The organism is Niabella sp. CPT15-335-S11, assembly GCF_058792415.1.
In genome coordinates this window covers 112,033-135,155 of record NZ_JBYTEI010000005.1, presented here as the reverse complement: position 1 = coordinate 135,155, position 23,123 = coordinate 112,033, and the positions used below count along the sequence as shown (strand labels likewise).

The following is a 23,123-nucleotide window of genomic DNA, read 5'->3' as shown; positions in this document are numbered from 1 at the left end:
CCCTGAAAGATCCGAACCTTATAAACCCGGAAGCTGTAACAATTGACATTAATACTTATACATTTGACAATGTATTGTAAATGGAGATGGGGATTATATTTTACATAGTATATCGTTTATATTTATCTGATAATGATTTAATAACGAATCTGCTGAAAACATGTACTTTAGTAAGATGAAGAAAGGTAATTCCGATACCGTATTCAAATATCTCATTGTCACCAGTAAAGACAAAGACTTTGGGCTGGTGGTTAACACGGTAGGGTATGAAAGCGTTTTACCTTTTGAGAAGTATCCTGTGAAAGGACACCCGACCGAATATAACTTTGCTCCCAACCGGGGCAGGACACTGAAGGAATATCAAATTATCTATTTTGTCGATGGCGAAGGTTATTTCATGCCCGATTCAGCTTCTAAGATCAAGATTGAAAAAGGCAATGCAATCATTTTATACCCACGTCAATGGCACACATATAAACCCTCAGCAAAAACGGGGTGGAAAGAGTTTTATATTGGCTTCGAGGGACCGATTGTTGAAAATATAGTCTCGAACAAATTCATTTCCGAAAAGAACCAGATTTTACAAATTGGTTTCAGTCAGACACTGGTTGACCTATTTAAAAAGGCTATTGAAATCGCCAAAGAGGATAATATATTTTCGCAGCAGAGACTTGCAGCTATTGGGCTAAATATTATGGCCGAGCTCATTTTCTTATCGCAAAGGGATAAATCAAAATTTGATCGATCAGCTGAAATCATTGAACAGGCAAAAGCCATTATGTACGAGAACTACAGTAATGATATAGATTTGGAAAAAGTTGCGCAACGCCTGGGGGCTAGTTACTCGTGGTTTAGAAAAGTATTCAAACAGTATACCAGTCAATCACCCGCTCATTATTTTCAGGAAATTAAAATACGCAAGGCGAAAGAGCTGCTACTGGAAAGTAATTTGTCGATCAAAGAAATTTCCTACGAGTTAAATTTCAGCTCCTACGAGTACTTTATTTCAAGGTTCAAAAAAAACACGGGCATGACTCCGTTTGAATTCAGGCGCGGCAATGCAACTGCGTTCGATAATTAAGTGAATGAAGTCGAACTATCACTGCACGCATATCCTTGACTTGTCACGGCAAAACCTGAAGATAAAAATAACAGCGTAAGAAACACTTTCATATATATTGCCATATTTTGGTTCAAGGCTAAGCTCAACCAATTTCAAATCAAATCAGAACTGATCGCAGACTTTGGCCAATGCGGAAAGGCCAACCGTTGGGGCCGGCCGTTAAGAAAGAATTATTCCTTGCTATTTTACTGTCCGCCGGAAAGTAAAATGAGGGTCGCCGCTAGGTTAACGCCAAAAGCAATTCCAAGGTTTTTCCAGACCTTCCCCTGCTTTATTTTTTTTGCCCGGTTGGAATAACCATCATAGTAATCGGAATTCTTGAGTAGTTCGGGATCAGGGGCATTTAAATTTGCATCAGACGGCGTAGTGGATGATGTAATGATGGCCGGTACTAGCCCAACGATAGGACTCACCAACCCGGTGATTAGCGTACCGGTTGCGGCTGGCTTAAATTTCCGGTAATGCTTCCCTGCATCCAGTCTCCCCTGCGTAAACAAGTCGCCCGCCGATACTGATACTTTTTCGTCCGAAAAGACGTCCTTTGTTCCATTTTCATATTTGATAAATAAGGCATCTGTCTTTGGCATAGAATAGGACGGCCCGTCCGGGTTCTAAAATTTCCTGTACTTGATTTCAGTGGTTCCGACTTCCAGAATTTTCGATTTGATTTCATCACCATTTTTCGTGGTAATTATATCCTGTGAAAAACAAAAGGGCATAGCAATGAAGGTCAGGGCAATTGTTAGAATTTTTCTCATTTTTTGTTAGGTTTTTGTTTAGAAAGGTATCAGGGGCGAATTTACAGTAAAACAAAGAATTTATCAACACTTATTGATTTTTTCCAGCTAATTCCAGTCTGCCTCTCCCTTTTTCATCGGCACACAATCCTGAAATTGCTAACCCAGTGAATTTTTGAGTTAATTTTTTCGATTTGACCGGGCCTATGTGTCGATGCCGGCTTATTTAAATATCTTGTTTACGCACAAACGTCGTAGGATCAACAATTGGCAAGATTGCGTTCTGCAGATAAGTACCTTTTAAGTTTGAGTACATGATTCCCCTGGTTGTCGATAGGGCTATACTGTTCAACGTGGTCGCTGCAGGCGCGGGTAATAAATACTGGTTTTGCTCCTTCTGCACTATATCGCTGAGATTTTCAACATCAAATACGCAAAGAGTGGAAAGGGTCGCCAGACCGGGGAACTTCTCGGTTAACGATATCTTGATAGCGACAATTACAAATACTAATTTATTGGGAAGATCGATTTTTTGCTGAATCTCAATATTAAATGAATATCCATCTTCGCCGACATCCACGGCTGGACAAGGGTTCAAAGAATATTGGACCACGTCAATTGCCTTAATCCTAAAGTTTATTATTTGTTCAGGCTTTCGCATCTGTTAAATTGAAATTCATTGAGCCGGACTTTAATGTCGCATTGTAGGTCCTGACGAGCTTCTTTCCCTTTTTTAGCTCCTCCACATAAGTCTTCAGACTCAAGGGCTTGTCTGCCGGAACTGTCACAACAATCGTCTCATATTTCACTTCGGCTATTTTAGGCACCTCCTTCACAGGTAACAAATCAATTCCTAATGCATCACCGACGGCCCACAGCGTGGTTGCACCCGGATTCTGCGTTCCACTTAAAAGGCGTGAGATCTCTGCCTCGGTTTTATTTAGCGCCGCCGCAAGATCCTTTTGCTTCCAGCCCTTTGCCACCATCGCATCAAATATTCTGGCGGCAAGCATCATTTTCCTGTCGGTTTCTTTCTGCTGCTCAGGTGTGACGCCTTTGAGCAATTCATCCAGCAATTGACTGTCATAATTTTGGGCCTTCACGTTTTTTTTATTCTTCATCTTCCTGATTGAAATTTAAGTTACCGATAAGCTGAAACCCATCTTCAGACCATTTTATCTCCCTGTTCAGCATTCTGTTGTAAATATCCAGGGACACTTGACGTATCCACTTATTTTCTAACGTTAACTTTTTGTCTTCCTGCAATGCCCGGACCCTCTTGGGGCCACCACCGCCAAGCAGGATGCAACTTTTGCCAAATCGAACACAATACAGCCTTAATAATTTTTCAGGCTCGTCAAATAATGCACAAACCAAATCACCTGGACTTCCTTCTTTTTGTTTAAAGAACTGCTCCCTTGCTCCTACCTTATTGGCAATTGATATTAACCTTTCAAGTATACTCTTCAATTCCTCCTGGTATTCGTCTTTGTTTTCTAAGAGAAATCTGTCAAACAACGTGATTTGCTCGTTATCCAAAAGCACGGTATAAACACTTGCCTCCTTACCCGAAAGGGCCTGCAATTTTACCAGTCTGTACTTTACTTTTATGTTAAGCGACGACAAATTTAGTGAAATTATTTCAAATTTATTGATATTTACGTTAAGTTTTTATGAGCCGCAGCTTTCGTTTGCATGTGTTATTGATTTTCACCTCGTTATACAAAACACAGTTTTAAACGCGATGCTTTAAAAATCTTTTTCCCGGCTGATTCAGCAACAATCTTTATACTTACTTCTTTCTTATACTTACTTCTTTTTCAACAACAACAAACAATAATTGACAAAAAAACCGCCCTAAGGCGGTGTAAATTTAATAGCATTTCTCCAATTTCATTCAATTTAACTTCAAATTTGCACGACCAATTAATTATCAAATTATATTGTGACCCCATCAGGATTCAAACCTGAAACCTTCTGATCCGTAGTCAGATGCTCTATTCAATTAAGCTATGGGGCCTTCCGGCGGAGTGCGAAGGTAGCATTTTTCCCTATAAAACCCGAAATTCAGCTAAAAATAATTGCCCGAACCTTAGCTTTGCAACAACTCTGGAAGCATGAAAATCCTCTTTTGGTCGGTCGGTAAATCCCATGAATCCTACGTGCAGGAAGGCGTGAATGATTTTTCAACCCGCATCAACCGTTATTTCAAAACCGAATGGGAAATCATTCCGCCGCTGAAGGATGCAGCCAGTCTGAAACCCGCTGAACTTAAAAAAAGAGAGGGTGAAATGATTCTTGGCCGGATCCTGAAAGACGATTTCCTCGTAGCACTGGATGAAAACGGCAGGCAAATGACTTCCGAAGGCGTCGCTCAATTACTCCAAATCAGGGCCAATGCCGGGACTAAGCGACTGATCTTCCTGATTGGCGGTGCCTACGGATTGGATGAGGCTGTACTAAACAGAGCCAATATAACATGGAGCCTCTCGCATCTCGTGTTCCCCCATCAACTGGTCCGGCTGATTCTCGCCGAACAGATCTACCGGGCATGCACCATCCTCCGCCACGAAAAATACCACCACGCCTGAGTTATGAAATGGACACCGCTCATCAGTCGGCCGAAACCGTTTGTAAAACAAGAGGCGTAGCCTTGATCCGTTCCAATTACCAACTGACACATTAACTATTATCTATCCATCAAGATCTCTGACACGATCTAATCACCTACATCGCTAACGCTAAAATTGACCCATTATTAACGTTGCCAGATCCGTCGCACAAACAGGTTTTGACCATTAAGAATTCCCGTCTAAATTTGCCGGATGGAAATTACTGTCACACTGGCCATTACGATAATAACTACTGCTGTATCAATTTGGGGTTTTAGCAGCCCGAAAGTTATTGACGACCTGATATTTTTCGGACCGGCTATCTCAAAACAAAAGCAGTATTACCGTTTTGTGACACACGGACTGATCCACGCGGACATCATGCACCTCGCCTTCAATATGCTGGCCTTCTACTCATTTTCGGATGTCCTGGAAAAGTATTTTTTCGCCTCCGATCTTATCTTCGGCAAGGACGGCAAATGGTACCTCCTAATGCTGTACCTGGGCGGACTGATTATCGCCAGCATCCCCGACTATTACAAGCATAAGGACGATTATACGTTCAGAAGCCTTGGCGCTTCAGGCGCGGTCTCGGCCATCATCTTTGCTGCAATCGTGCTCTACCCCACCCTGCCCATCAGCATCATGTTTATACCTTATGGCATCCCCGGCTGGATCTTTGGTATTCTATATATCCTGATTTCAGCCTGGCTGGATAAAAGGGGCGGCGGCCGGATCAACCATGGCGCTCACCTCTGGGGAGCTATCTTTGGGATCGTCTACACTGTTGTTTTCGTCAGCCTGAAAGGTCATATCAATGTCTGGCAGAACTTCATACACCAGATCACAGGCGGATGAAATCTATCACAAACTTTAACACTAGAAAATAGGAAAGTCTGAAAATTCAACCTAACTTGTATTTTCAAGTTTATTTACTATGAACGAATCTGACGATCCACAAAAAAAGAAACCGGAAGAATTCGATCTTTCTAAGATTCAATACCCGGCCAGCGAAGACGTTTACCAGACGGATGAGGTATTACCCCTGGAAGAAAAAGAAGTTCCGAATGAAGAATCTGAAATGTACGGTTCCGACCTGGACGTACCGGGGGCTGAATTGGACGATGAAGAAGAAAGTGTTGGCAGCGAAGATGAAGAGAACAACTATTACAGCCTGGGAGGTGATAACCATGACGATCTTGAAGAAGACGATAACAGCTAATACCCGATCGGCTGTCGTGCATCGTCACTAGCCAGGAACTGGTGAATACTGGAACTTCGCCTAACCTTTAATGAACCTTAGCTGAACCTCCTCCCTGGTGGAAGGCCTGATCTTGAACCGGTCATCGATCCGGAATCCTATTACCCAAATAATTTTCTGATTCATCTCAATCACCCAAACTTTTTCTTTATCGGTCAGCGAAAGTTTCTGATCAATGAGAAAGCGTGAGATTTTTTTCTTTTTGGGCATGCCCAAAGGGTAAAAATAATCACCTGTTTTCCAGCGTCTCAAAATCAGCGGAAAAACCAATTGCTTAGCGTCCAGACATGCCATTAACGAATCATGTGGAATTATCCCAGTGACCGGTTCGGGCGAACCAAGCATCAAAGTTCCCTGATCAAATACATAACTTCCCGGCCCCTCTATAATCACCGGCACATTCCCGGCACGTTCCAGCGGAGCAATCACCAGGTGCTTCCGGTTTTTCAGGATCCGGTGCGTGGGTGACAAGACATATTTTCCTGAATCGCTATTGAGCAGTTGCAGAACATCTTTCAACTGACCCGGACTAAAGTGATAATCTCTGACTATTTCATAAAGGATGGACCTGTGCGCCTCCTGCAACTTCAGCAGGGCCACGGGAATAAAAAGCTCCTCCCCTTTTTGAGTCAACAATTTTTTTCGGTATCGATCGATGGCTTCACGGTATAAGATTTCAGTCTCGCTAAACCTGGTAATATTGCCAAGCAGGTTCTCCCGTACCTCAGGGTACACTTTTTCAACGGCAGGGATAATCGTGTTACGAAAATAGTTCCGGGTATAATCATCGCTGTAGTTGGTCACATCCTGAACGAATAAAAGTCTCTCCACAGTGATAAAATATTCCAGCTCCTTTCTGCGTGCGAACAACAACGGACGCCTGATCCTGCCATTTTTTTCACCTATTCCGGTAAGTCCCCTGATACCTGTTCCCCTGAAAAAATTCATCACAACCGTCTCCAGGTTATCATCGGCATGATGCCCCGTGAGTATATGATCATACTGATGTTCGATACGGATCTCCTCAAACCATGCGTAACGCAGATCACGCGCGGCCTCCTGGGTTGATACCCCCTTTTCAGCAGCGTAAGCCTTGGTCTCGAAGCGGGTCGTAAAAACAGGAACACCCATCTCTGCAGCAAGCGAAATCACAAACATTTCGTCGCGCAGACTGTCCTCCCCCCTCAGTTGGAAATTACAATGCATCAGTGCAAAGTTCAATCCCGACAGCTGGCATAACCGGCAAAGCGATACAGAATCAACTCCACCGCTGACAGCTAAAAGCAATTTGTCTTTTTCGGTAAAAAGATTATTTGCATGGTAATGCTCGATAAATCGATCTGATAAAGTCATCCTCGTATGAATCTAAATCAAAGACACAGTAAATTAACGGGCCACTGACTCGTTGCCCTCAGGTAAGCGACAACGCCTCCCTAGCAGCTTTCAGCTCCCGGTAGGCATGCTGGTCACCCGCGTCTTTAGCGACCACCAAACCCTGGTCATAAACACCGACTGCTGCCGTTTCATCTCCCAGTCGCTCAAACAGTTTTCCTAAATGGTAATAACTCCCCACATAACCGGCATCACTGATCAGCAGTTCCTCAAAAATCCGCCTGGCATTTATGTCATCACCCAGTTTCACGTATTCGAGCGCCAATGCATGCTTCAGAAAACTATCGCCGGGATGCTCATGGAGAAAGGATTTTAGTTTTTCAATTCTTTCCATTTAAAAAATTATTCCTTTAACTTTGTTAGATAGTTGCATAAACAACTATTTCACTTTAAAAAAATGCCCGTATGAAGATATTAGTGTGCATCAGCAAAACGCCCGATACCACGGCAAAAATAGCCTTCACCGGTAACAATACGAAATTTGACACCAATGGTGTGCAATGGATCATCAATCCAAATGACGAGTATTATGCGTTAGTTCGCGCCATCGAATGCAAGGAAGCCGACCCCACTGTTCAGATCCACCTGATAAACGTAGGCGGCCCCGATAATGATGCCATCCTCCGCAAAGCCTTTGCCCTCGGTGGAGATGAAGCCACCCGGGTCAATACAGAAGATGGCGATAGCTTCACCGTTGCCACCCAAATCGCTACGATCGCACGGGAAGGCAGCTTCGACCTGATCCTCCTGGGCAAAGAGACCATTGATTATAATGGCAGTTCAATCGGTGGAATGCTGGCAGAGATGCTCGAAATGCCCTTTATTTCTTACGCGACAAAACTCGAGCTATCAGGAAATATCGCTATTGTGACCAGCGAAATAGAAGGAGGAACAGAAACCTGCGAAGTAACACTCCCCGTGGTGATCAGTTGCACCAAGGGAATGGCCGAGCAGCGAATTCCAAATATCCGAGGCATCATGGCGGCAAGGACCAAGCCCCTGAAGGTCGTTGAACCGGTACAAGTTGACGCTCTTACCGAAATCGTTCAATTCAGTTTGCCACCGGTCAAGACCGGCCTAAAGCTGGTCGATCCGGATAATATGGACGAACTCGTTAGACTGTTAAAAGAAGAAGCGAAAGTGATCTGATTCAAACCCTGCCCGGCAGACAATCAGGTTTCCTGACACAGCGGTTTTACTTACTAAATTATCTTAATATGCCTGTTCTTATATATGTCGACGTTGACAGCGATGGCAAGGTCAAAAAAGCCACCCTCGAAAGTTTAAGTTACGGAGCCGCCGTTGCAGGACTACTGGGCGATGAAGCAATCGGTGTAGTCCTGGCTCCGGTGTCTGAAGATCTGCAGCAATTAGGCTCTTCGGGCGCCCGGAAGATTCTGCAGGTAACGCATGAATCGTTGAGTCATTTTGATGCGGGGGTTTACAATAGTGCGCTCGCGCGCGTAACGCAACAGACAGGTGCCACTGTGATCGTATTTCCAAACAATAGCACTGGGAAAGCACTGGCACCGGGACTTTCTGTTAAATTAACCGCCGGGCTTGTCACCGGAGTTTCAGGCCTCCCCGAAATTCAGGGGAATGATTTTACGGTGCAGAAAAGTGTATTTTCCGGAAAAGCATTTGCTGCAATTAAAATCAAGAGCCCCATCAAAATACTGACTATTCAACCCAACTCATTTCCACCCGTTCACCAGGACGGACAAGCAGAACTAATTCCGTTTGAAACAGAGTCGGAATCTCCACGAATCAAAGTAACCGGCATCCACAAGACCAGTGGGGAAGTTCCCCTCACAGAAGCATCAATCGTAGTAAGCGGCGGCCGCGGCATGAAGGGCCCGGAGAACTGGGGTATTCTGGAAGAACTGGCAAAGACATTACACGCGGCCCTGGCCTGCAGCCGGCCAGTATCCGACGCAAACTGGCGGCCACATGAAGAACACGTTGGGCAAACCGGGGGAACCATTGCACCGAATTTGTATATAGCCTGCGGAATTTCAGGGGCTATCCAACACCTGGCGGGTGTGAACAGAAGTAAGGTTATCCTGGTGATCAACAAAGACCCCGAAGCACCTTTTTTTAAGGCTGCAGACTACGGTGTGGTCGGCGACCTTTTTGAAGTAGTGCCCAAATTTACCGCGGCTTTAAAAAAGATATCTGTGGGGTAATTATTCGGATAACCACCCGGGCCCACTTCTAAACCCGCGAAAATCCAGACTGGCGCTAGACTGCCATTTCTTTTCAACCGAATGTGGAAAAGAAAAATGAGCGATCTATAAAAAACCCCGGGAAAAAGTGTATCTTTAAAGATAATCTTAATGATAAGCGACCTTATGAAAAACAATACGCATGAAGGAAGGAATATCCGTCGTTTCCGGGAAATGCTGGGCATGAAGCAGGAGGCACTTGCATTTGAGCTGGGTGAGGAATGGAGCCAGAAAAAAATCTCGCTGTTAGAGCAAAAAGAAACGATAGACCAACGCATCCTGGAAAAAGTCGCGGCTGTTCTGCAAGTACCTGCTAAAGTATTGCAGAACTTCGATGAGGACTCTGCACGCAGGCTGATCATAAGCAGTGTAGAGGGTGTCAACAACCTCACTGATTCGCCTCCGAATCGCCCCCTTTCCATCGCCGATCCCTGGGACAAGATCACAGAACTTTTTGAACAGCTACTCGCCAGTGAAAGAGAAAAAGTGACGCTGATGCGCCAGGTACTGGAATGGTGGGCATCAGACCGGCAATCCGGCAAAATTCCGGAGACAAGCAGTTCGCATATCTACGCCGATGATTCCGCCAGCGAGGAACTGGATGCGCCGAATATTAGCGAATCAACGTCTGTTTACTATCTCACAGCCCCTGGATCCAGCCATAAGCGCAGGCGTCATTTGCCCGCCAATCATCTGGTCCAACAGATGCCGCAGACTTCTTACAACTAATTAATTTGGTAACTTAGGTTACAAAGTAGTTTCATTCCGGCCATCATCTTTGCACTAAAATCAGGAAAAGTTGACAGGTGCACATATTCAATTAGGGCTGAAAGAAAACTGGAAGCAGTTCACGCTCCTCGTTATCGTTAACGCGTTTGTAGGAGGTATGGTGGGCATGGAAAGAAGTATTTTTCCACGTTTCGCCGAACTCGAATTCGGCGTTGCATCCAAAACAGCAATCCTTTCATTTATCACTGCGTTCGGCATTACCAAGGCCCTCACAAATTTTTTCGCAGGTAAGCTGGCCAACAAATTCGGTCGCAGAAACCTTTTGCTTTTTGGTTGGTTCTTTGCAATCCCCGTTCCTTTTCTCCTGATCTATGCCGAAAGCTGGAGCTGGGTCATATTCGCAAACATTCTGCTTGGCATCAGTCAGGGCCTGACCTGGAGCAGTACCATCGTCATGAAAATTGATCTGGTAGGCGAAAAGAACCGCGGGCTGGCGATGGGACTGAATGAATTTGCAGGTTATTTTGCTGTTGGTCTGGTTGCCTTTCTTTCCGGTTACGTTGCAGATCGCTATGGAATCACCCCCTACCCTTTTTACATCGGGATTGTCATCGCGCTGGCGGGCACGCTGACGACCTGGATCTGGATCAAAGATACACGGGCTTTTGTGCACAAAGAAAGCCAGTCAGACACCACCGGTCTTATGAAGAATATTTTTATCGAAACCACGTTCAGAAACAAGACCCTCAGTGCTGTGACTCAGGCCGGACTCGTCAATAACCTCAACGACGGGATGATCTGGGGCCTCCTTCCAATTCTGTTAGCCTCGCTAAGTTTCAATCATGCCAATATTGGTGTTATTGCTGCTGTTTATCCGGCGGTATGGGGAATCGGACAGCTTTTCACGGGACGGATGGCCGATATCTATTCAAAAAAAGCAATGCTTACCTGGGGTATGTTCATTCAGGGCGTCGCGATCCTGCTGATTCCCTTCAGCCATGATTATTTCCTGCTGGTTTCACTTTCGGTCATACTGGGACTGGGAACCGCGCTGGTATACCCAACTTTTCTAACCACTATATCCCTTGCCACCCATCCCGGTCAGCGTGCAGAAGCCATCGGCACGTTCAGGCTATGGCGAGACCTGGGTTACGCTTTCGGAGCCTTGGTTTCCGGTGTGGCCGCAGATCTGTTCGGACTTGGATTTGCAATTATGCTGATTGGTATACTGACCCTGATCTCATCGCTGATCATACAGCTCAGAATGCCCGCGCAACTCAGGGAAGAAACAGCTTGTATGGAACCGGAACAATTAAAAAAACATCTGGCCGGAGGCAAGAAACTGAGGATCATTGATGTCAGAGATCCGGAAGAATTTGAAAAAGGACATATCCCCGATGCGATGAATATCACCCTTGCGAATCTTCAGGCCATGATCCCCTACTTGGATAAAAGAGCTAAATATATTACGGTCTGTGGCAAAGGTGGTGGACGCTCGCTAAATGGCGCAAGTCTGTTGAAGCATTCAGGCCGACAAGCAGTCTGGCTTTGCGGTGGTACCAACCGCTGGCTGGAATTGGAACAACAAGGAAATGCCGCCGGCTCTTGAACCTCAGATGAAAGACAGGTAAAGGACCCAAAGAGCTAAACAGCGATATCGTAATATTCACTGACTGGTGAATAAATACAAAAAAGACGGTCCGTAAACGAACCGCCTTTCAGGTTTGAACAATGGTTATGATAATTATTTTTCTATACGCATCTTATAGAATGATCTCCAGACAAAGATCAACGCTATTGCGAAGAATACTAATCCCACGTAAGGTGCTACGTTCCGGAAGTTTTCTGAGATAGAAATTTCCATAGCCAGCAAGCCAAACAGGGTTGTAAATTTAATAATAGGGTTCATAGCCACGGAGGAAGTATCCTTAAACGGATCACCAACAGTATCTCCGACAATAGTGGCATCATGCAGTTCCGTACCTTTTGCCCGCAAATCAACTTCCACTACTTTCTTGGCGTTATCCCAGCTTCCACCGGCATTCGCCATAAACACAGCCTGGAACAAACCAAACACCGCGATACCTATCAGATAGCTTATAAACAACGCTACCGCGTCATTACCGCCGATGGCAGCGGGTGATGAAATACACGCAAAAGCAAGGGCAAAAAAGAAGACGGCAATAAATATATTGAACATACCCTTTTGCGCATATTGCGTACAAATCTTTACCACTTCCACTGATTTAGCCGGATCAGCTTTTTTAGGTGCGTTTGGATCCAGGTTGATATTCCGCTTGATATATTGAACCGCACGGTAAGCACCCGTGGTAACCGCCTGAGTGGAGGCGCCCGTGAACCAATAGATAACCGCGCCGCCCAATATGAATCCAAGGATGGTGTAGGGGTTCAGTACATTCAGGATGGATGCAGGATCCACGTTGAGGGTCTTCTGGATCAGTAGTATCAGGGAGAAGATCATCGTTGTGGCACCTACCACGGCAGTTCCGATTAATACCGGTTTAGCTGTCGCTTTGAACGTGTTACCCGCACCATCATTAGCCTCCAGGTAGTATTTTGATTTTTCCCAATCAGGTTTAAATCCGAAATCCCTTTCAACCTCCTCATCAATTCCCGGAATAGTTTCGATCAGCGACAGCTCGTAAATAGACTGCGCATTATCTGTAACCGGACCATAACTGTCAACGGCAATAGTCACAGGCCCCATTCCCAGCATTCCAAAAGCAACCAGGCCGAAAGCAAATACGGAGGGGTAGATCATAATTTCATGAAGTCCGAAAGTACTGGCAAAATAGGCAGCAAACATCAGCACGAAAAATATCATACCTTTCCAAAAGGCGCTGAAATTTCCTGCAACGAATCCTGACAGGATCACCAATGAAGCACCACCTTCCTTACCGGCATTTACAATTTCTTTTACATGAGCAGATTTTGGAGAAGTGAAGATCTTCGTAAACTCAGGAATCAGGGCGGCACCCAGGGTTCCGCAACTAATGATAATTGAGAGAATCCACCACATATTGGTATTACCATTTATTTCGGGGATGACCAATTTGCTGACAATAAAGGTTACGATGATGGAAAGTATAGACGTAATCCAAACGAGGTTAGTCAGCGGCGCTTCAAAATCGATTTCTTCTTTATTCGAGTAAAGCATTTTACTAATCCACTTATTAACCCAATACGCTACTACAGAAGTGATCACCATCATGATCCTCATGACAAATATCCAGGCTAACAGCGTGGTCTGAGTTTCAGGTCCGGTAGTAATAGCCAGTAAAATAAAGGAGACCAGCGCAACACCGGTAACACCATAAGTCTCAAAACCGTCAGCAGTCGGTCCGACACTATCTCCCGCGTTGTCGCCTGTGCAATCTGCGATCACTCCAGGGTTCCGGGGATCATCTTCGTCGATCTTAAATACCACTTTCATCAGGTCGGAGCCGATGTCCGCGATCTTAGTGAAAATACCACCGGCAATACGAAGTGCAGCTGCACCAAGGGATTCACCGATGGCAAATCCAATAAAGCAGGCGCCGGCCAGCTCACCCGGCATTAGTAAAAGAATGACCAGCATCAGGATCAGCTCCACGCAGATCAGCAGGACACCGATGCTCATACCAGCCTGTAAAGGAATATTCAACAGATTCAGGGGCTTCCTCCTGAGGGAGGCAAATGCCATCCGGGAATTAGCCAATGTATTCATCCTGATTCCAAAAGCTGCCACCGAATAGGAACCCAGGATACCGATTACAGTCCAGCTGAGAATCAGGAGTACACCTCCAGCGCTAAACAACTGATTACCCTGGTGGTCCTTGGCGAGAAATCCAAAATATCCGGCCACTGCTGCACCAATAAAGATGAACAGGATCGCCAGAAATTTTCCTTGTTGCTTCAGATAAGCCTTACAGGTTTTATAAATCACGTCCGCGATATCGAGCATGGATTTATGTGCAGGTAGCTTTCTTATACGCGAGTACTGAAAAAAGCCAAATAACATTCCCAGCAACGTCACAGCAAAACCCCAATAAAGGAAGGTATGGGATTTAATTCCTTCCGGGACTTTCAAGTCCGCCTCACTGGCCATTGCCGGCACTGCAAATAGCAGGGTGAGAAATAGCGATGATAATCGTTTCATAAATCGTTTAAGTTTAAATAAAGATGAATAGAGTGAAGATATAAATATGAGTTCACAGCGTTATATGTGATCAGACATTTTCCCATTTAAAAAATCTTCAAGGGTTTCATGATACGGCAATCATTACATGAATGATGGGCGAATATAGACCCAATTTTTTAATTAAAACCTGCTTTATATCATAAATCACCAAAATTAATATCAGTGTAATACCTGAACGTGGAAGGCCCGCCGGAGCTAGGAAAAAGGTCCTACCGTCACGATCACCGAATCAAAAAAAGAATCCCCACTACCCCGCCATCATCATGACAAACATTAAACCGTGCTATCAAAAGCTGGCGTAAAATAATTCATTTAATTCAATTCACCACTGTATAATTCCGGATCCTTTTCTGAAAAAAGTATCTTCACCCGTAAATTTCCCGGTGCATACCAAGCCTCGAGGATCCGCGTAATCCGGCTCCTCGAACGATCGATGAGTGCCTGGTTGTTTTCGAGCTGGGCCCGTGACTGACTGTACAGTTTTTGTTGGATGCGATTAAAAACTATTTCATCTCCGGATGTCAGTATGCCTTTTTTTACTCTGGTGTCCGCCTGATCCAGCTTAAGCTCATAACTCAGCAACCTGGGTTCGGGCAGTATAATAAAAACAGTCTGGTCTTTTTCAGTGATCCAGGGCCCATGCTCTTTCAGACTGACGCCAAACCTGGCCGTGTACGGAACAGTGATCTGCACGGTCTTTTCCCCAAAGAGTTTGCGGAATGTATTTTTGAGCCCGCTATCGTCAGTTAGATTTGTACTTTGAATACTGGCCATACCATGAGTCTCAACCGTAGCAAGTTCAGCTATTTCACGAAGTGAGGTGCTGTCAAACCGCGCAGGTGCAACGACCTGACTGCTATTTCCCCGGCCGATCAAATAGGCGATCATTATCAGACCTGTAACCAGCAAGCCCAGCAAAAGGCCCCACAAAAAAGCCTTCCGGTTTATTTTCCACCATGAAAACGGTTTTCCGTATTGATCTTTGTTTGAGTTCATGTCTGCAATATTTTCAGCGTTAAGTTCCGGTCCCGCGCAACTTTCGCCCCTGATTGTCATTTGAATGAATCCCGGGAATCTGAATGTAAATATCCAAAATTCCAGACATAGTGGACAGTCTCCCAACGATGCGGAATAAAAAGCTTAGTTTGCCGGTGTCCCAGCGTTTGTAACTGCTGCGCCTGAGTGCGGGGCCTCAATATGAACAAATTCCTCAAACTGGGGCCTAAACATTAATTTCGTGCAATGATAAGCCAGAGCACCATACAGGAAATACTGGGGCGCATTGATATTGTGGATGTGGTGGGAGAATTCGTAAAATTGAAAAAGAGAGGTGCTAACTACCTGGGCCTCTGTCCGTTCCACAACGAAAAGACGCCTTCTTTTACCGTTTCACCCGCTAAGGAAATTTACAAATGTTTTGGCTGTGGCAAAAGTGGCAATACCATCAGCTTCATCATGGAACATGAGAAATATGGTTACGTGGAAGCGCTGAAATGGCTGGCGGCGCGGTATAACGTGGAAGTAGAAGAAACGTTTGCAAGCGACGAACAACGCGAACAGATGCAAACGGCCGACAGCCTCTTTATCATCAACCAGTTCGCCGAACAATTTTTTATTCGTTCGCTGTTTGAAACGGAAGAAGGACGCAGCGCCGGACTCAGTTATTTCAAGGAAAGGGGATTCCGGGAGGGAACCATCGAAAAGTTCAAACTGGGGTATGCACCGGATTCGAAGAGCGCTTTCACAACCGAAGCCCTAGCGAAACAATATAACCGTGAACTGCTGCTCAAGACCGGGCTGATCATTGATCGTAATGACACGCTGATGGACAATTACCGCGGCAGGGTCATCTTTCCGATACATAATCACAGCGGCAAAGTGATGGGCTTTGGCGCCCGGATTCTGAAGACAAACGACCGGGCTCCGAAATATATCAATACACCCGAAAACGAAATTTATGTAAAAAGCAGGATTCTTTATGGTTCTTATTTTGCACGTACCGCCATCGACAAAGCAGACGAATGCCTGCTGGTGGAAGGATATACCGATGTGGTGTCCCTCCATCAGGCGGGTATTGAAAATGTAGTAGCCTCAGGAGGTACTTCACTGACCATTGATCAGCTCCGGACGATCAAGAAATATTCAAGCAATCTTACCATCATCTATGACGGGGATGCCGCAGGTGTCAAGGCGGCGCTGCGGGGCCTCGACCTGGCGCTGGAGGAAGGACTGAATGTCAAACTGGTGCTGATACCCGATAACGAGGATCCCGACAGTTATGTGAACAAAGTAGGCGCTACTGCGTTCGCGGAATTTGTTCAGAAAAATAAAAAAGATTTTATCCTTTTCCAACTCGAACTGGCACTCAAAGACGTTGGCAACGACCCAGTCAAAAAATCAGAGTTGGTGAACAGGATTGCTGCCTCCATCTCCAAAATAAATAAAGCGGAAGATTTCACCAAACAGCAGGATTACATTAAACAATCAGCTGATATTTTAAAGATCGACGAGTTGGGATTACACGCACTTGTTAATAAGTATATCCGCGACCGGATCACAACCCAGGAAAGGAAAGCCGCAGACTCGGAAGAAAAAAAGGCTCAACGTGGGAGTACCGAAGCGGACAATTTTGATGATGCCAGCTTTGATCTCCTGTTTCAGGATCAATTGCAGGAAAGAGAACTTGCGAGGATCCTGCTGGAGTTTGGCGGGAGACCCTGGAACGACCATTCCCTGATAGCGAATTATGTGTTCGATGAAATCGATGAGATGGATATAGAAGACAGGGAGATATCTACACTCCTGCACACGATGAAAGATCTGTTACATTCCGAACCGGAAAAATTGAATGATAAATATTTCGTATATCATCCCGATAAACAATTGAGCACACTTGCTGTAAGTCTGCTTAACTATCCCTACGAGGAAAGTCCGCGTTGGGTCAAGGATCTTGGGAATACCCTGGGATTTCAGCAGAACCTGTTTGACCGCAGCACGGCGGAGTTTCTGCAGATCATCTCCAAGGGCAATGAAGACGAACTCAATAAATTCAAACACATCTCTGAGGACAGAACGCCGCAGAAAGTCATCTCAGCCATTCAGTACCTGAAGCTGAAAAAGATCAAGAGAATGCTGCTGCAAAATCAACAGGACATGGATAAAGATATTTCAGGTGAAAAATTCATGGAGCTTCATTTTATACATAAGTCACTGAAGGATATGGAACGTGAGATAACCTATCAGTTGGGGACTGTCATTCTGCATTAATGAGGCAGGTCCATACATTACGTCAGATACGAACGAGTCCTTATTTATTTTCATAACCATCATGCAGGATCTGATAAAGTTCAGGATGATTTGCCTGCAGATGTGAAGGTTGCTGAAAATAATACTCTGTAAGAACGGCGAAGAATTCAGCCTCATTGACGCTTGCGTAGGCGTCAATATCGCTGGGATTGTATCGCAGAAAATTCATATAATCATACATCAGCCGGATCCACGAATCCCGATGCCTGTCCTTCAGGATGAGTTCTGGAACGCCGTCTGTTGCCCCGTCTGCCTTATCCAGCAAGTGAGCAAATTCATGAATGGCTGTATTTGTTGCCCCATTGTTACGGAATCCACTGCGCAGCCAGGGCAGGGAAAGAACCATCGTTCGGTGAAGCGCCCCATCTCCCACTAATCCCGCCAGCCGCCACCCGCGCTCCGTATTTGAAAAGTCAATGTTGAAGCTGTCCGGATATAACAAAACCTCGTTCAGGTTATTGAATAGCCATTTCCGGTATCTGAACAAAGGCATTACACCGGCGGCAGCAATCAGAACCCGGTCTTCTTCGGTAACACTTGCAGCGCCTACTCCATTGATCTTGACCCGCTCCAAAAAAATACCCACACGGTGCAAAAACTGTTTCTGATCTTCCTCATTGAGTTTTTCATAAAACAAGACCTTATCCAGCAGAATCGCTTCAATCCGCTCGCGCGCCACCAGATTGGCTGCGGGCACTTCTCTTGCATTCAGATAAGCCCGGTATCCCAGGTAAAACAAGGTGACTGAAGAAAAAAATATGATAGCTCCCGAGATCATCTCATTCTGTAAGTTAATTTATTCCTGATTAACAACAAAACGGTCGGTGCTGACTCGCCAGCTTTTACGCTGAACGATTAAAACAGCGAAAAAAGGAAAAATCAATTTGAAATGAAACCGAATTTCCCTGCTTGAACAAACCGTATTTTGGAGCCATACTTAACCGTCAGAACTTTTACCATTTCTTTTTGTTATCAGGGAGCATGACTTTACAGAGAGTACTGATTTGCCAGCTTTCCATATGGCATCCTGATTTCACAGCATCCAAAAAAGGGCTGGATTCCTGCAGCAACCGTTTATCAAGAAATTGCAAGGTTTATCCGGATTCGGCGTCTTATCTGTTACGGCTGCTTTACCTTTAACCCCAAACGCATAACTAAAACGGATGAATCTGAATTTATTAAGCAAGTTATTTACGATTATATTCCTGGTGATTCTGACGGGCTGTGGCGCTAAGAAACAAGACAAGCGAGCCGCCAACAAACGACCTGTTCCCCGATTGGACGGCTATGTTGTCAAGACTGAAACCTATTCTGAAACGATCCAGGTACCAGGTTCATTACGGGCAAACGAAGTCACTGAGATCCATCCTGAAGTCTCCGGGCGAGTAGTCAGCCTGAATGCCCGGGAAGGTCAATTTGTGAGCAAGGGCGCTGTACTGGCAAAAATTTATGATGAAGACCTGCAGGCCCAGCTGCGAAAACTGAAGGTTCAGTTAGAGATTGCGGAGGCGAATGAAAAGCGGGCCTCTCAGTTGCTGGATATCCAGGGAATCAGCAAACAGGATTATGATGCCACCGTGCTGAATTCGCATAATATTAAGGCCGATTTGGATATTGTCAGGGCAGCTATCACGAAGACTATTGTGAGGGCCCCTTTCAGTGGTAAAATGGGTTTAAAAGATATAAGTCCCGGCGCATATGTGACGCCAGCCACGGTCATTGCGACGATTAACCAGACTAATAACCTGAAGCTGGACTTTTCTGTTCCTGAAAAATATACGCGGAGCATCCACAAAGATCAGGTGGTTAATTTTAAAGTGGAAGGAAACAACAAAAACTATGCAGCCAGGATCACGGCAACGGAATCCAACGTGACGGTCAGCAATCGCAGTCTGGATATTCGGGCAATGGTAACGGGAAATGCGGAAGGACTGTTACCCGGCACTTTTGCCTCTGTGACGGTGGAGTTTTCGCCCCGCTCCAATGTAATATTTGTTCCCACACAGTCTATCATCCCAACGGCCAGAGGAAAGCAAATTATCCTGTATACCAGCGGGAAGGCTCTTTTTACTAACGTGGAAACGGGTACCCGAGACTCAGCCAGGTTGGAAATAACCAGCGGACTTAAAGGGGGGGACACGATACTGGTAACCGGTATGATGTCCACAAAACCCGACGACAGTATTTTAATTAACAAAATTATCAACTAGCAGAAAGGGCGTGTTTACCCGCTTTTCTGTTATTTAAATATTTGATTGGACCCTGTTGCCCTGTAAAAGAAAAACGGTGGCAGCAAACGAGTGAAAAGATACAAAGGCATTGCGCGTCATCCCGCGAAAGCTGGTGAGGATGGAAAGTCTGGCAATTCAATTTTTAATCCACAGTTTCAACATGAATATTTCTGAACTTAGTCTGAGGCGCCCGGTACTAGCCATTGTGATGAGCATTGTCATCATTGTGTTTGGCGTTATCGCGTTCAAGTTTCTGGGTGTACGGGACTATCCGGCTATTGATCCCCCCAATATCGGTGTAAGGACAAGCTATCCTGGTTCGAATGCGGATATCATTGAAACGCAGATCACCGAACCGCTGGAACAGGCTATCAATGGTATTGCCGGAATACGGAATATCACATCCAGCAGCAGCAACGGAAGCAGCACTATTAACGTGGAGTTTAACCTGGGTACGGATCTTGAAGCAGCAGCTAATGATGTTCGCGATAAAGTGTCGGCAGCATTAAGATCCCTTCCGCCGGACCTGGAGGCGCCGCCCGTTGTGAGTAAGGCCGATGCCAGTGCGGACGCTATTATTTCCATGACCGTTCAGAGCGATACGCGCAACCAGCTTGAGCTTACGGAATATGCCAACAATAACCTCGTGGAGCGACTCCAGACGATTCCCGGCGTGAGTGGGATGCAGATCTGGGGTGAAAAGAAATTTGCCATGCGCATCTGGATCGATCCCGAACGGATGACTGCATATGGCATCACGCCATCGGATTTACAGTCGGCGCTGCAACGCGAAAGCGTAGAATTACCCTCAGGCAAAATTTCGGGAAATAATACAGAGCTGATCGTAAGAACCTTTGGGAGACTTAATACAGAATCTGAATTTTCCAACCTGATCATCAAAAGTGTAAAGGGCTCCGACGTTCGGCTCAAAGACGTGGCCGACGTGGTTCTTGGCCCCGAAAATGAAGAAACCATTTTAAAGGAAAGCGCGATTCCCATGATAGCGCTGGCTATCATTCCCCAGCCAGGATCCAACTACGTTTCTATTTCAAACGAATTTTACAAACGCCTGGAGATTATCAAAAAAGAAGTGCCAAAGGATATCAAGCTGAATATCGCGATGGATCAGACCACCTATATCAAGAACTCCATCTCTGAGGTTGAAGAAACACTTTTTATCGCGATAGGCCTTGTAGTGCTGATCATATTCCTGTTTTTCCGCGATTGGATCATGGCGATCCGCCCCCTGATCGACATACCGGTGTCACTGATCGGTGCATTTTTTATCATGTACCTGCTGGGATACACCATCAATGTACTTTCGCTTTTGGCGATTGTCCTGGCAACGGGTTTGGTGGTGGACGATGGCATTGTGGTAACGGAAAACATTTTCAAAAAACTGGAACAGGGTATGCCCAAGCGGAAAGCAGCCCTGGAAGGGTCTAAAGAAATTTATTTTGCCGTTATAGCAACCTCGATAACACTTGCGGTGGTTTTCATACCGATTATTTTTCTACAGGGATTCGTAGGTAGCCTGTTCCGGGAATTTGGTATCGTGGTGGCCGGTGCTGTGCTGATCTCTGCTTTTGTTTCGCTGACCCTCACGCCGGTGCTGAACGTATTCCTGACCAAAAAGAATGTCCATCAGCATTCCTGGTTCTACAATGTAACAGAACCATTTTTTAATGGTATTGAAAATTTTTACAGTCGAACACTCGCATCATTTATGAAAGTGCGGTGGATGGCCTGGGTTCTTGTGGCGGCCTGTGGTGCTATTATTCTCTTCATAGGTTCGAATACACAATCGGAACTGGCGCCCATGGAGGACAAAAGCCAGTTCAGGCTTACGTTAACGGCGCCTGAGGGGACATCATTCCTTGCCATGGACAAATTTGTCGATAGGGTTTCCCGCCTCGTCATGGATTCGGTACCTGAAAGCCAGATCGTGTTATCGGTGACCTCACCCGGCTTCAGCGGGTCGGGTAACTCCAACACCGGGTTTGTGCGGGTCAGGCTGGTTGACCCAACAGAACGAAGCCGGTCGCAGCAAAAAATCGTGGAAATGATCAACCGAAATGTGGCAAAATTCACGGAAGGAAGGGCCTTTGCAATCCAGGATCAAACGATTCAGGTGAACCGCAGGGGCGGACAGGATGTGCAGTTTGTGCTTCAAAATAATAATTTTGAGAAATTGAGTTCGGTGTTACCCAAATTTCTTGAAGAAGCCCAAAAAAGCAATGTTTTGCAGCAGGTGGATGCCGACCTGAAATTCAACAAACCGGAGTTAAGGATTATGGTGGACAGGCTCAAGGCTGCCCAACTGGGCGTGTCGATCAGTGACATTTCTCAGGCTTTGCAGATCGCGTACAGCAACCGGAGACTGGGATACTTTATCCGGAACGGAAAACAATACCAGGTGATGGCACAGGTTGACCGCCTTAACCGGGATGACCCCGAAGATCTCAAGAAGATATTTGTGCGGAACAATGTGGGGAATATGATCAGCCTGGATAACCTGACCTCCGCTGTGGAATCAACAACACCTCCAACCATTTACCATTTCAACCGGTATAAATCAGCCACAATATCGGCCGGATTAGTGCCGGGTAAAACTGTGGGAGACGGGATTAAAGAGATGCAGGGTATTGCTTCCAAAGTGCTGGATGACAGTTTTTCCACGTCGCTGAGCGGAACTTCCCGGGATTTTGCTGAAAGCAGCAGCAATATCAGCTTTGCGTTCTTCCTTGCGCTCGGTCTGATTTTCCTGATTCTCGCCGCTCAGTTCGAGAGTTTCATCGACCCCCTCATTATTATGATCACCGTGCCGTTGGCCCTGGCAGGCGCTTTTCTTTCACTCTGGATATTCGGGCTAACATTAAATATCTTCTCAGAAATTGGTATGATCATGCTGATCGGTCTGGTAACAAAGAATGGTATCCTGATCGTGGAGTTTGCAAACCAAAGCCGCAAGAAAGGAATGGCCAAGCGTGAGGCCGTGTTGTTCGCCGCCCGGCAAAGACTAAGGCCCATTCTCATGACCAGCATGGCAATGTCGCTGGGGGCACTTCCCATTGCCTTATCACTGGGAGCCGCAGCGACCAGCCGTATTCCGCTGGGGATTGTGATCGTTGGCGGGGTTATGTTTTCCCTTGTATTAACGCTTTATGTCCTCCCTGCTATTTATAGTTATTTATCTGCAAACAAAAAGGTAAGGGAGTTTGATGATATTCTTCGATACGAAGAACTTCAAATGAGATCAGAAAAAACTGATGCAAAACAGTAACTATATATATTTTTTCGTATAGA

Annotated in this window: 20 protein-coding genes and 1 tRNA gene; 11 read left to right on the top strand and 10 right to left on the bottom strand. The window is 45.6% G+C overall.

The genetic code is table 11. The features are described from left to right. Window positions 1–175 precede the first annotated feature (175 nt). Window positions 176–1,081, top strand: coding sequence for an AraC family transcriptional regulator (locus AC3WS5_RS14025; RefSeq protein ID WP_492468027.1), 906 nt, complete (start codon window positions 176–178; stop codon window positions 1,079–1,081). Window positions 1,082–1,308: 227 nt separating this feature from the next. Here AC3WS5_RS14025 and AC3WS5_RS14020 read toward each other — a convergent pair whose 3' ends face one another. From AC3WS5_RS14020 to AC3WS5_RS14000, 5 genes are all read right to left on the bottom strand, one after another. Continuing rightward, complete coding sequence (locus AC3WS5_RS14020) at window positions 1,309–1,710, bottom strand: hypothetical protein (RefSeq protein WP_492468026.1); 402 nt, start codon at window positions 1,708–1,710, stop codon at window positions 1,309–1,311. Window positions 1,711–2,086: 376 nt separating this feature from the next. Continuing rightward, window positions 2,087–2,521: a hypothetical protein gene (locus tag AC3WS5_RS14015; protein WP_492468025.1), complete on the bottom strand. Its 435-nt coding sequence runs from the start codon at window positions 2,519–2,521 to the stop codon at window positions 2,087–2,089. Further along, a complete protein-coding gene (locus AC3WS5_RS14010; protein WP_492468024.1) occupies window positions 2,508–2,981 on the bottom strand; it encodes a helix-turn-helix domain-containing protein in 474 nt (157 codons plus the stop codon). The genes AC3WS5_RS14015 and AC3WS5_RS14010 overlap by 14 nt, the downstream gene beginning before the upstream one ends. Further along, window positions 2,971–3,399, bottom strand: coding sequence for a hypothetical protein (locus tag AC3WS5_RS14005; RefSeq protein ID WP_492468023.1), 429 nt, complete (start codon window positions 3,397–3,399; stop codon window positions 2,971–2,973). The genes AC3WS5_RS14010 and AC3WS5_RS14005 overlap by 11 nt, the downstream gene beginning before the upstream one ends. A gap of 407 nt (window positions 3,400–3,806) precedes the next feature. Continuing rightward, window positions 3,807–3,880 (bottom strand) — tRNA-Arg (locus AC3WS5_RS14000). 97 nt (window positions 3,881–3,977) lie between these two features. Here AC3WS5_RS14000 and AC3WS5_RS13995 point away from each other — a divergent pair. The 3 genes from AC3WS5_RS13995 (at window position 3,978) to AC3WS5_RS13985 (ending at window position 5,694) form a co-directional block, all read left to right on the top strand. After that, on the top strand, window positions 3,978–4,451 hold the full coding sequence (locus tag AC3WS5_RS13995; protein ID WP_492468022.1) for a 23S rRNA (pseudouridine(1915)-N(3))-methyltransferase RlmH: 474 nt from the start codon (window positions 3,978–3,980) through the stop codon (window positions 4,449–4,451). A 234-nt stretch (window positions 4,452–4,685) separates the two neighbouring features. Then, window positions 4,686–5,330 carry a rhomboid family intramembrane serine protease gene (locus tag AC3WS5_RS13990; RefSeq protein ID WP_492468021.1) on the top strand — a complete coding sequence of 215 codons (645 nt, stop codon included), beginning with the start codon at window positions 4,686–4,688 and terminating at the stop codon, window positions 5,328–5,330. A gap of 79 nt (window positions 5,331–5,409) precedes the next feature. Next, window positions 5,410–5,694 (top strand): hypothetical protein, encoded by a 285-nt coding sequence (locus AC3WS5_RS13985; protein ID WP_492468020.1) that lies wholly within the window; start codon window positions 5,410–5,412, stop codon window positions 5,692–5,694. 60 nt (window positions 5,695–5,754) lie between these two features. On the opposite strand, the gene tilS is transcribed toward AC3WS5_RS13985, so the two are convergent. Beyond that, window positions 5,755–7,086, bottom strand: a complete 1,332-nt coding sequence (gene tilS, locus AC3WS5_RS13980) for a tRNA lysidine(34) synthetase TilS (protein WP_492468019.1) — start codon at window positions 7,084–7,086, stop codon at window positions 5,755–5,757. A gap of 58 nt (window positions 7,087–7,144) precedes the next feature. Further along, on the bottom strand, window positions 7,145–7,459 hold the full coding sequence (locus AC3WS5_RS13975) for a tetratricopeptide repeat protein (protein WP_492468018.1): 315 nt from the start codon (window positions 7,457–7,459) through the stop codon (window positions 7,145–7,147). A 71-nt stretch (window positions 7,460–7,530) separates the two neighbouring features. Between AC3WS5_RS13975 and AC3WS5_RS13970 the strand changes: the two genes are divergently transcribed. From AC3WS5_RS13970 to AC3WS5_RS13955, 4 genes are all read left to right on the top strand, one after another. Then, entirely contained in the window at window positions 7,531–8,274 is a 744-nt protein-coding gene (locus AC3WS5_RS13970; protein WP_492468017.1) for an electron transfer flavoprotein subunit beta/FixA family protein, read from the top strand. A 68-nt stretch (window positions 8,275–8,342) separates the two neighbouring features. Further along, window positions 8,343–9,311, top strand: a complete 969-nt coding sequence (locus AC3WS5_RS13965; protein ID WP_492468016.1) for an electron transfer flavoprotein subunit alpha/FixB family protein — start codon at window positions 8,343–8,345, stop codon at window positions 9,309–9,311. Between the two features lie 150 nt (window positions 9,312–9,461). Continuing rightward, on the top strand, window positions 9,462–10,079 hold the full coding sequence (locus AC3WS5_RS13960; RefSeq protein WP_492468015.1) for a helix-turn-helix domain-containing protein: 618 nt from the start codon (window positions 9,462–9,464) through the stop codon (window positions 10,077–10,079). A 70-nt stretch (window positions 10,080–10,149) separates the two neighbouring features. Continuing rightward, on the top strand, window positions 10,150–11,688 hold the full coding sequence (locus AC3WS5_RS13955) for an MFS transporter (RefSeq protein WP_492468014.1): 1,539 nt from the start codon (window positions 10,150–10,152) through the stop codon (window positions 11,686–11,688). 135 nt (window positions 11,689–11,823) lie between these two features. Here AC3WS5_RS13955 and AC3WS5_RS13950 read toward each other — a convergent pair whose 3' ends face one another. Next, window positions 11,824–14,238, bottom strand: coding sequence for a sodium-translocating pyrophosphatase (locus AC3WS5_RS13950; protein ID WP_492468013.1), 2,415 nt, complete (start codon window positions 14,236–14,238; stop codon window positions 11,824–11,826). Between the two features lie 354 nt (window positions 14,239–14,592). Next, window positions 14,593–15,276, bottom strand: coding sequence for a DUF4230 domain-containing protein (locus AC3WS5_RS13945; RefSeq protein ID WP_492468012.1), 684 nt, complete (start codon window positions 15,274–15,276; stop codon window positions 14,593–14,595). A 246-nt stretch (window positions 15,277–15,522) separates the two neighbouring features. Here AC3WS5_RS13945 and dnaG point away from each other — a divergent pair, with 246 nt between their 5' ends. Beyond that, entirely contained in the window at window positions 15,523–17,547 is a 2,025-nt protein-coding gene (gene dnaG / locus AC3WS5_RS13940) for a DNA primase (protein ID WP_492468011.1), read from the top strand. Between the two features lie 40 nt (window positions 17,548–17,587). Here dnaG and AC3WS5_RS13935 read toward each other — a convergent pair whose 3' ends face one another. Further along, complete coding sequence (locus AC3WS5_RS13935) at window positions 17,588–18,364, bottom strand: M90 family metallopeptidase (protein ID WP_492468010.1); 777 nt, start codon at window positions 18,362–18,364, stop codon at window positions 17,588–17,590. A gap of 385 nt (window positions 18,365–18,749) precedes the next feature. Between AC3WS5_RS13935 and AC3WS5_RS13930 the strand changes: the two genes are divergently transcribed. Further along, window positions 18,750–19,796 carry an efflux RND transporter periplasmic adaptor subunit gene (locus AC3WS5_RS13930; RefSeq protein WP_492468009.1) on the top strand — a complete coding sequence of 349 codons (1,047 nt, stop codon included), beginning with the start codon at window positions 18,750–18,752 and terminating at the stop codon, window positions 19,794–19,796. A gap of 181 nt (window positions 19,797–19,977) precedes the next feature. Further along, entirely contained in the window at window positions 19,978–23,100 is a 3,123-nt protein-coding gene (locus tag AC3WS5_RS13925; RefSeq protein WP_492468008.1) for an efflux RND transporter permease subunit, read from the top strand. Window positions 23,101–23,123 lie beyond the last annotated feature (23 nt).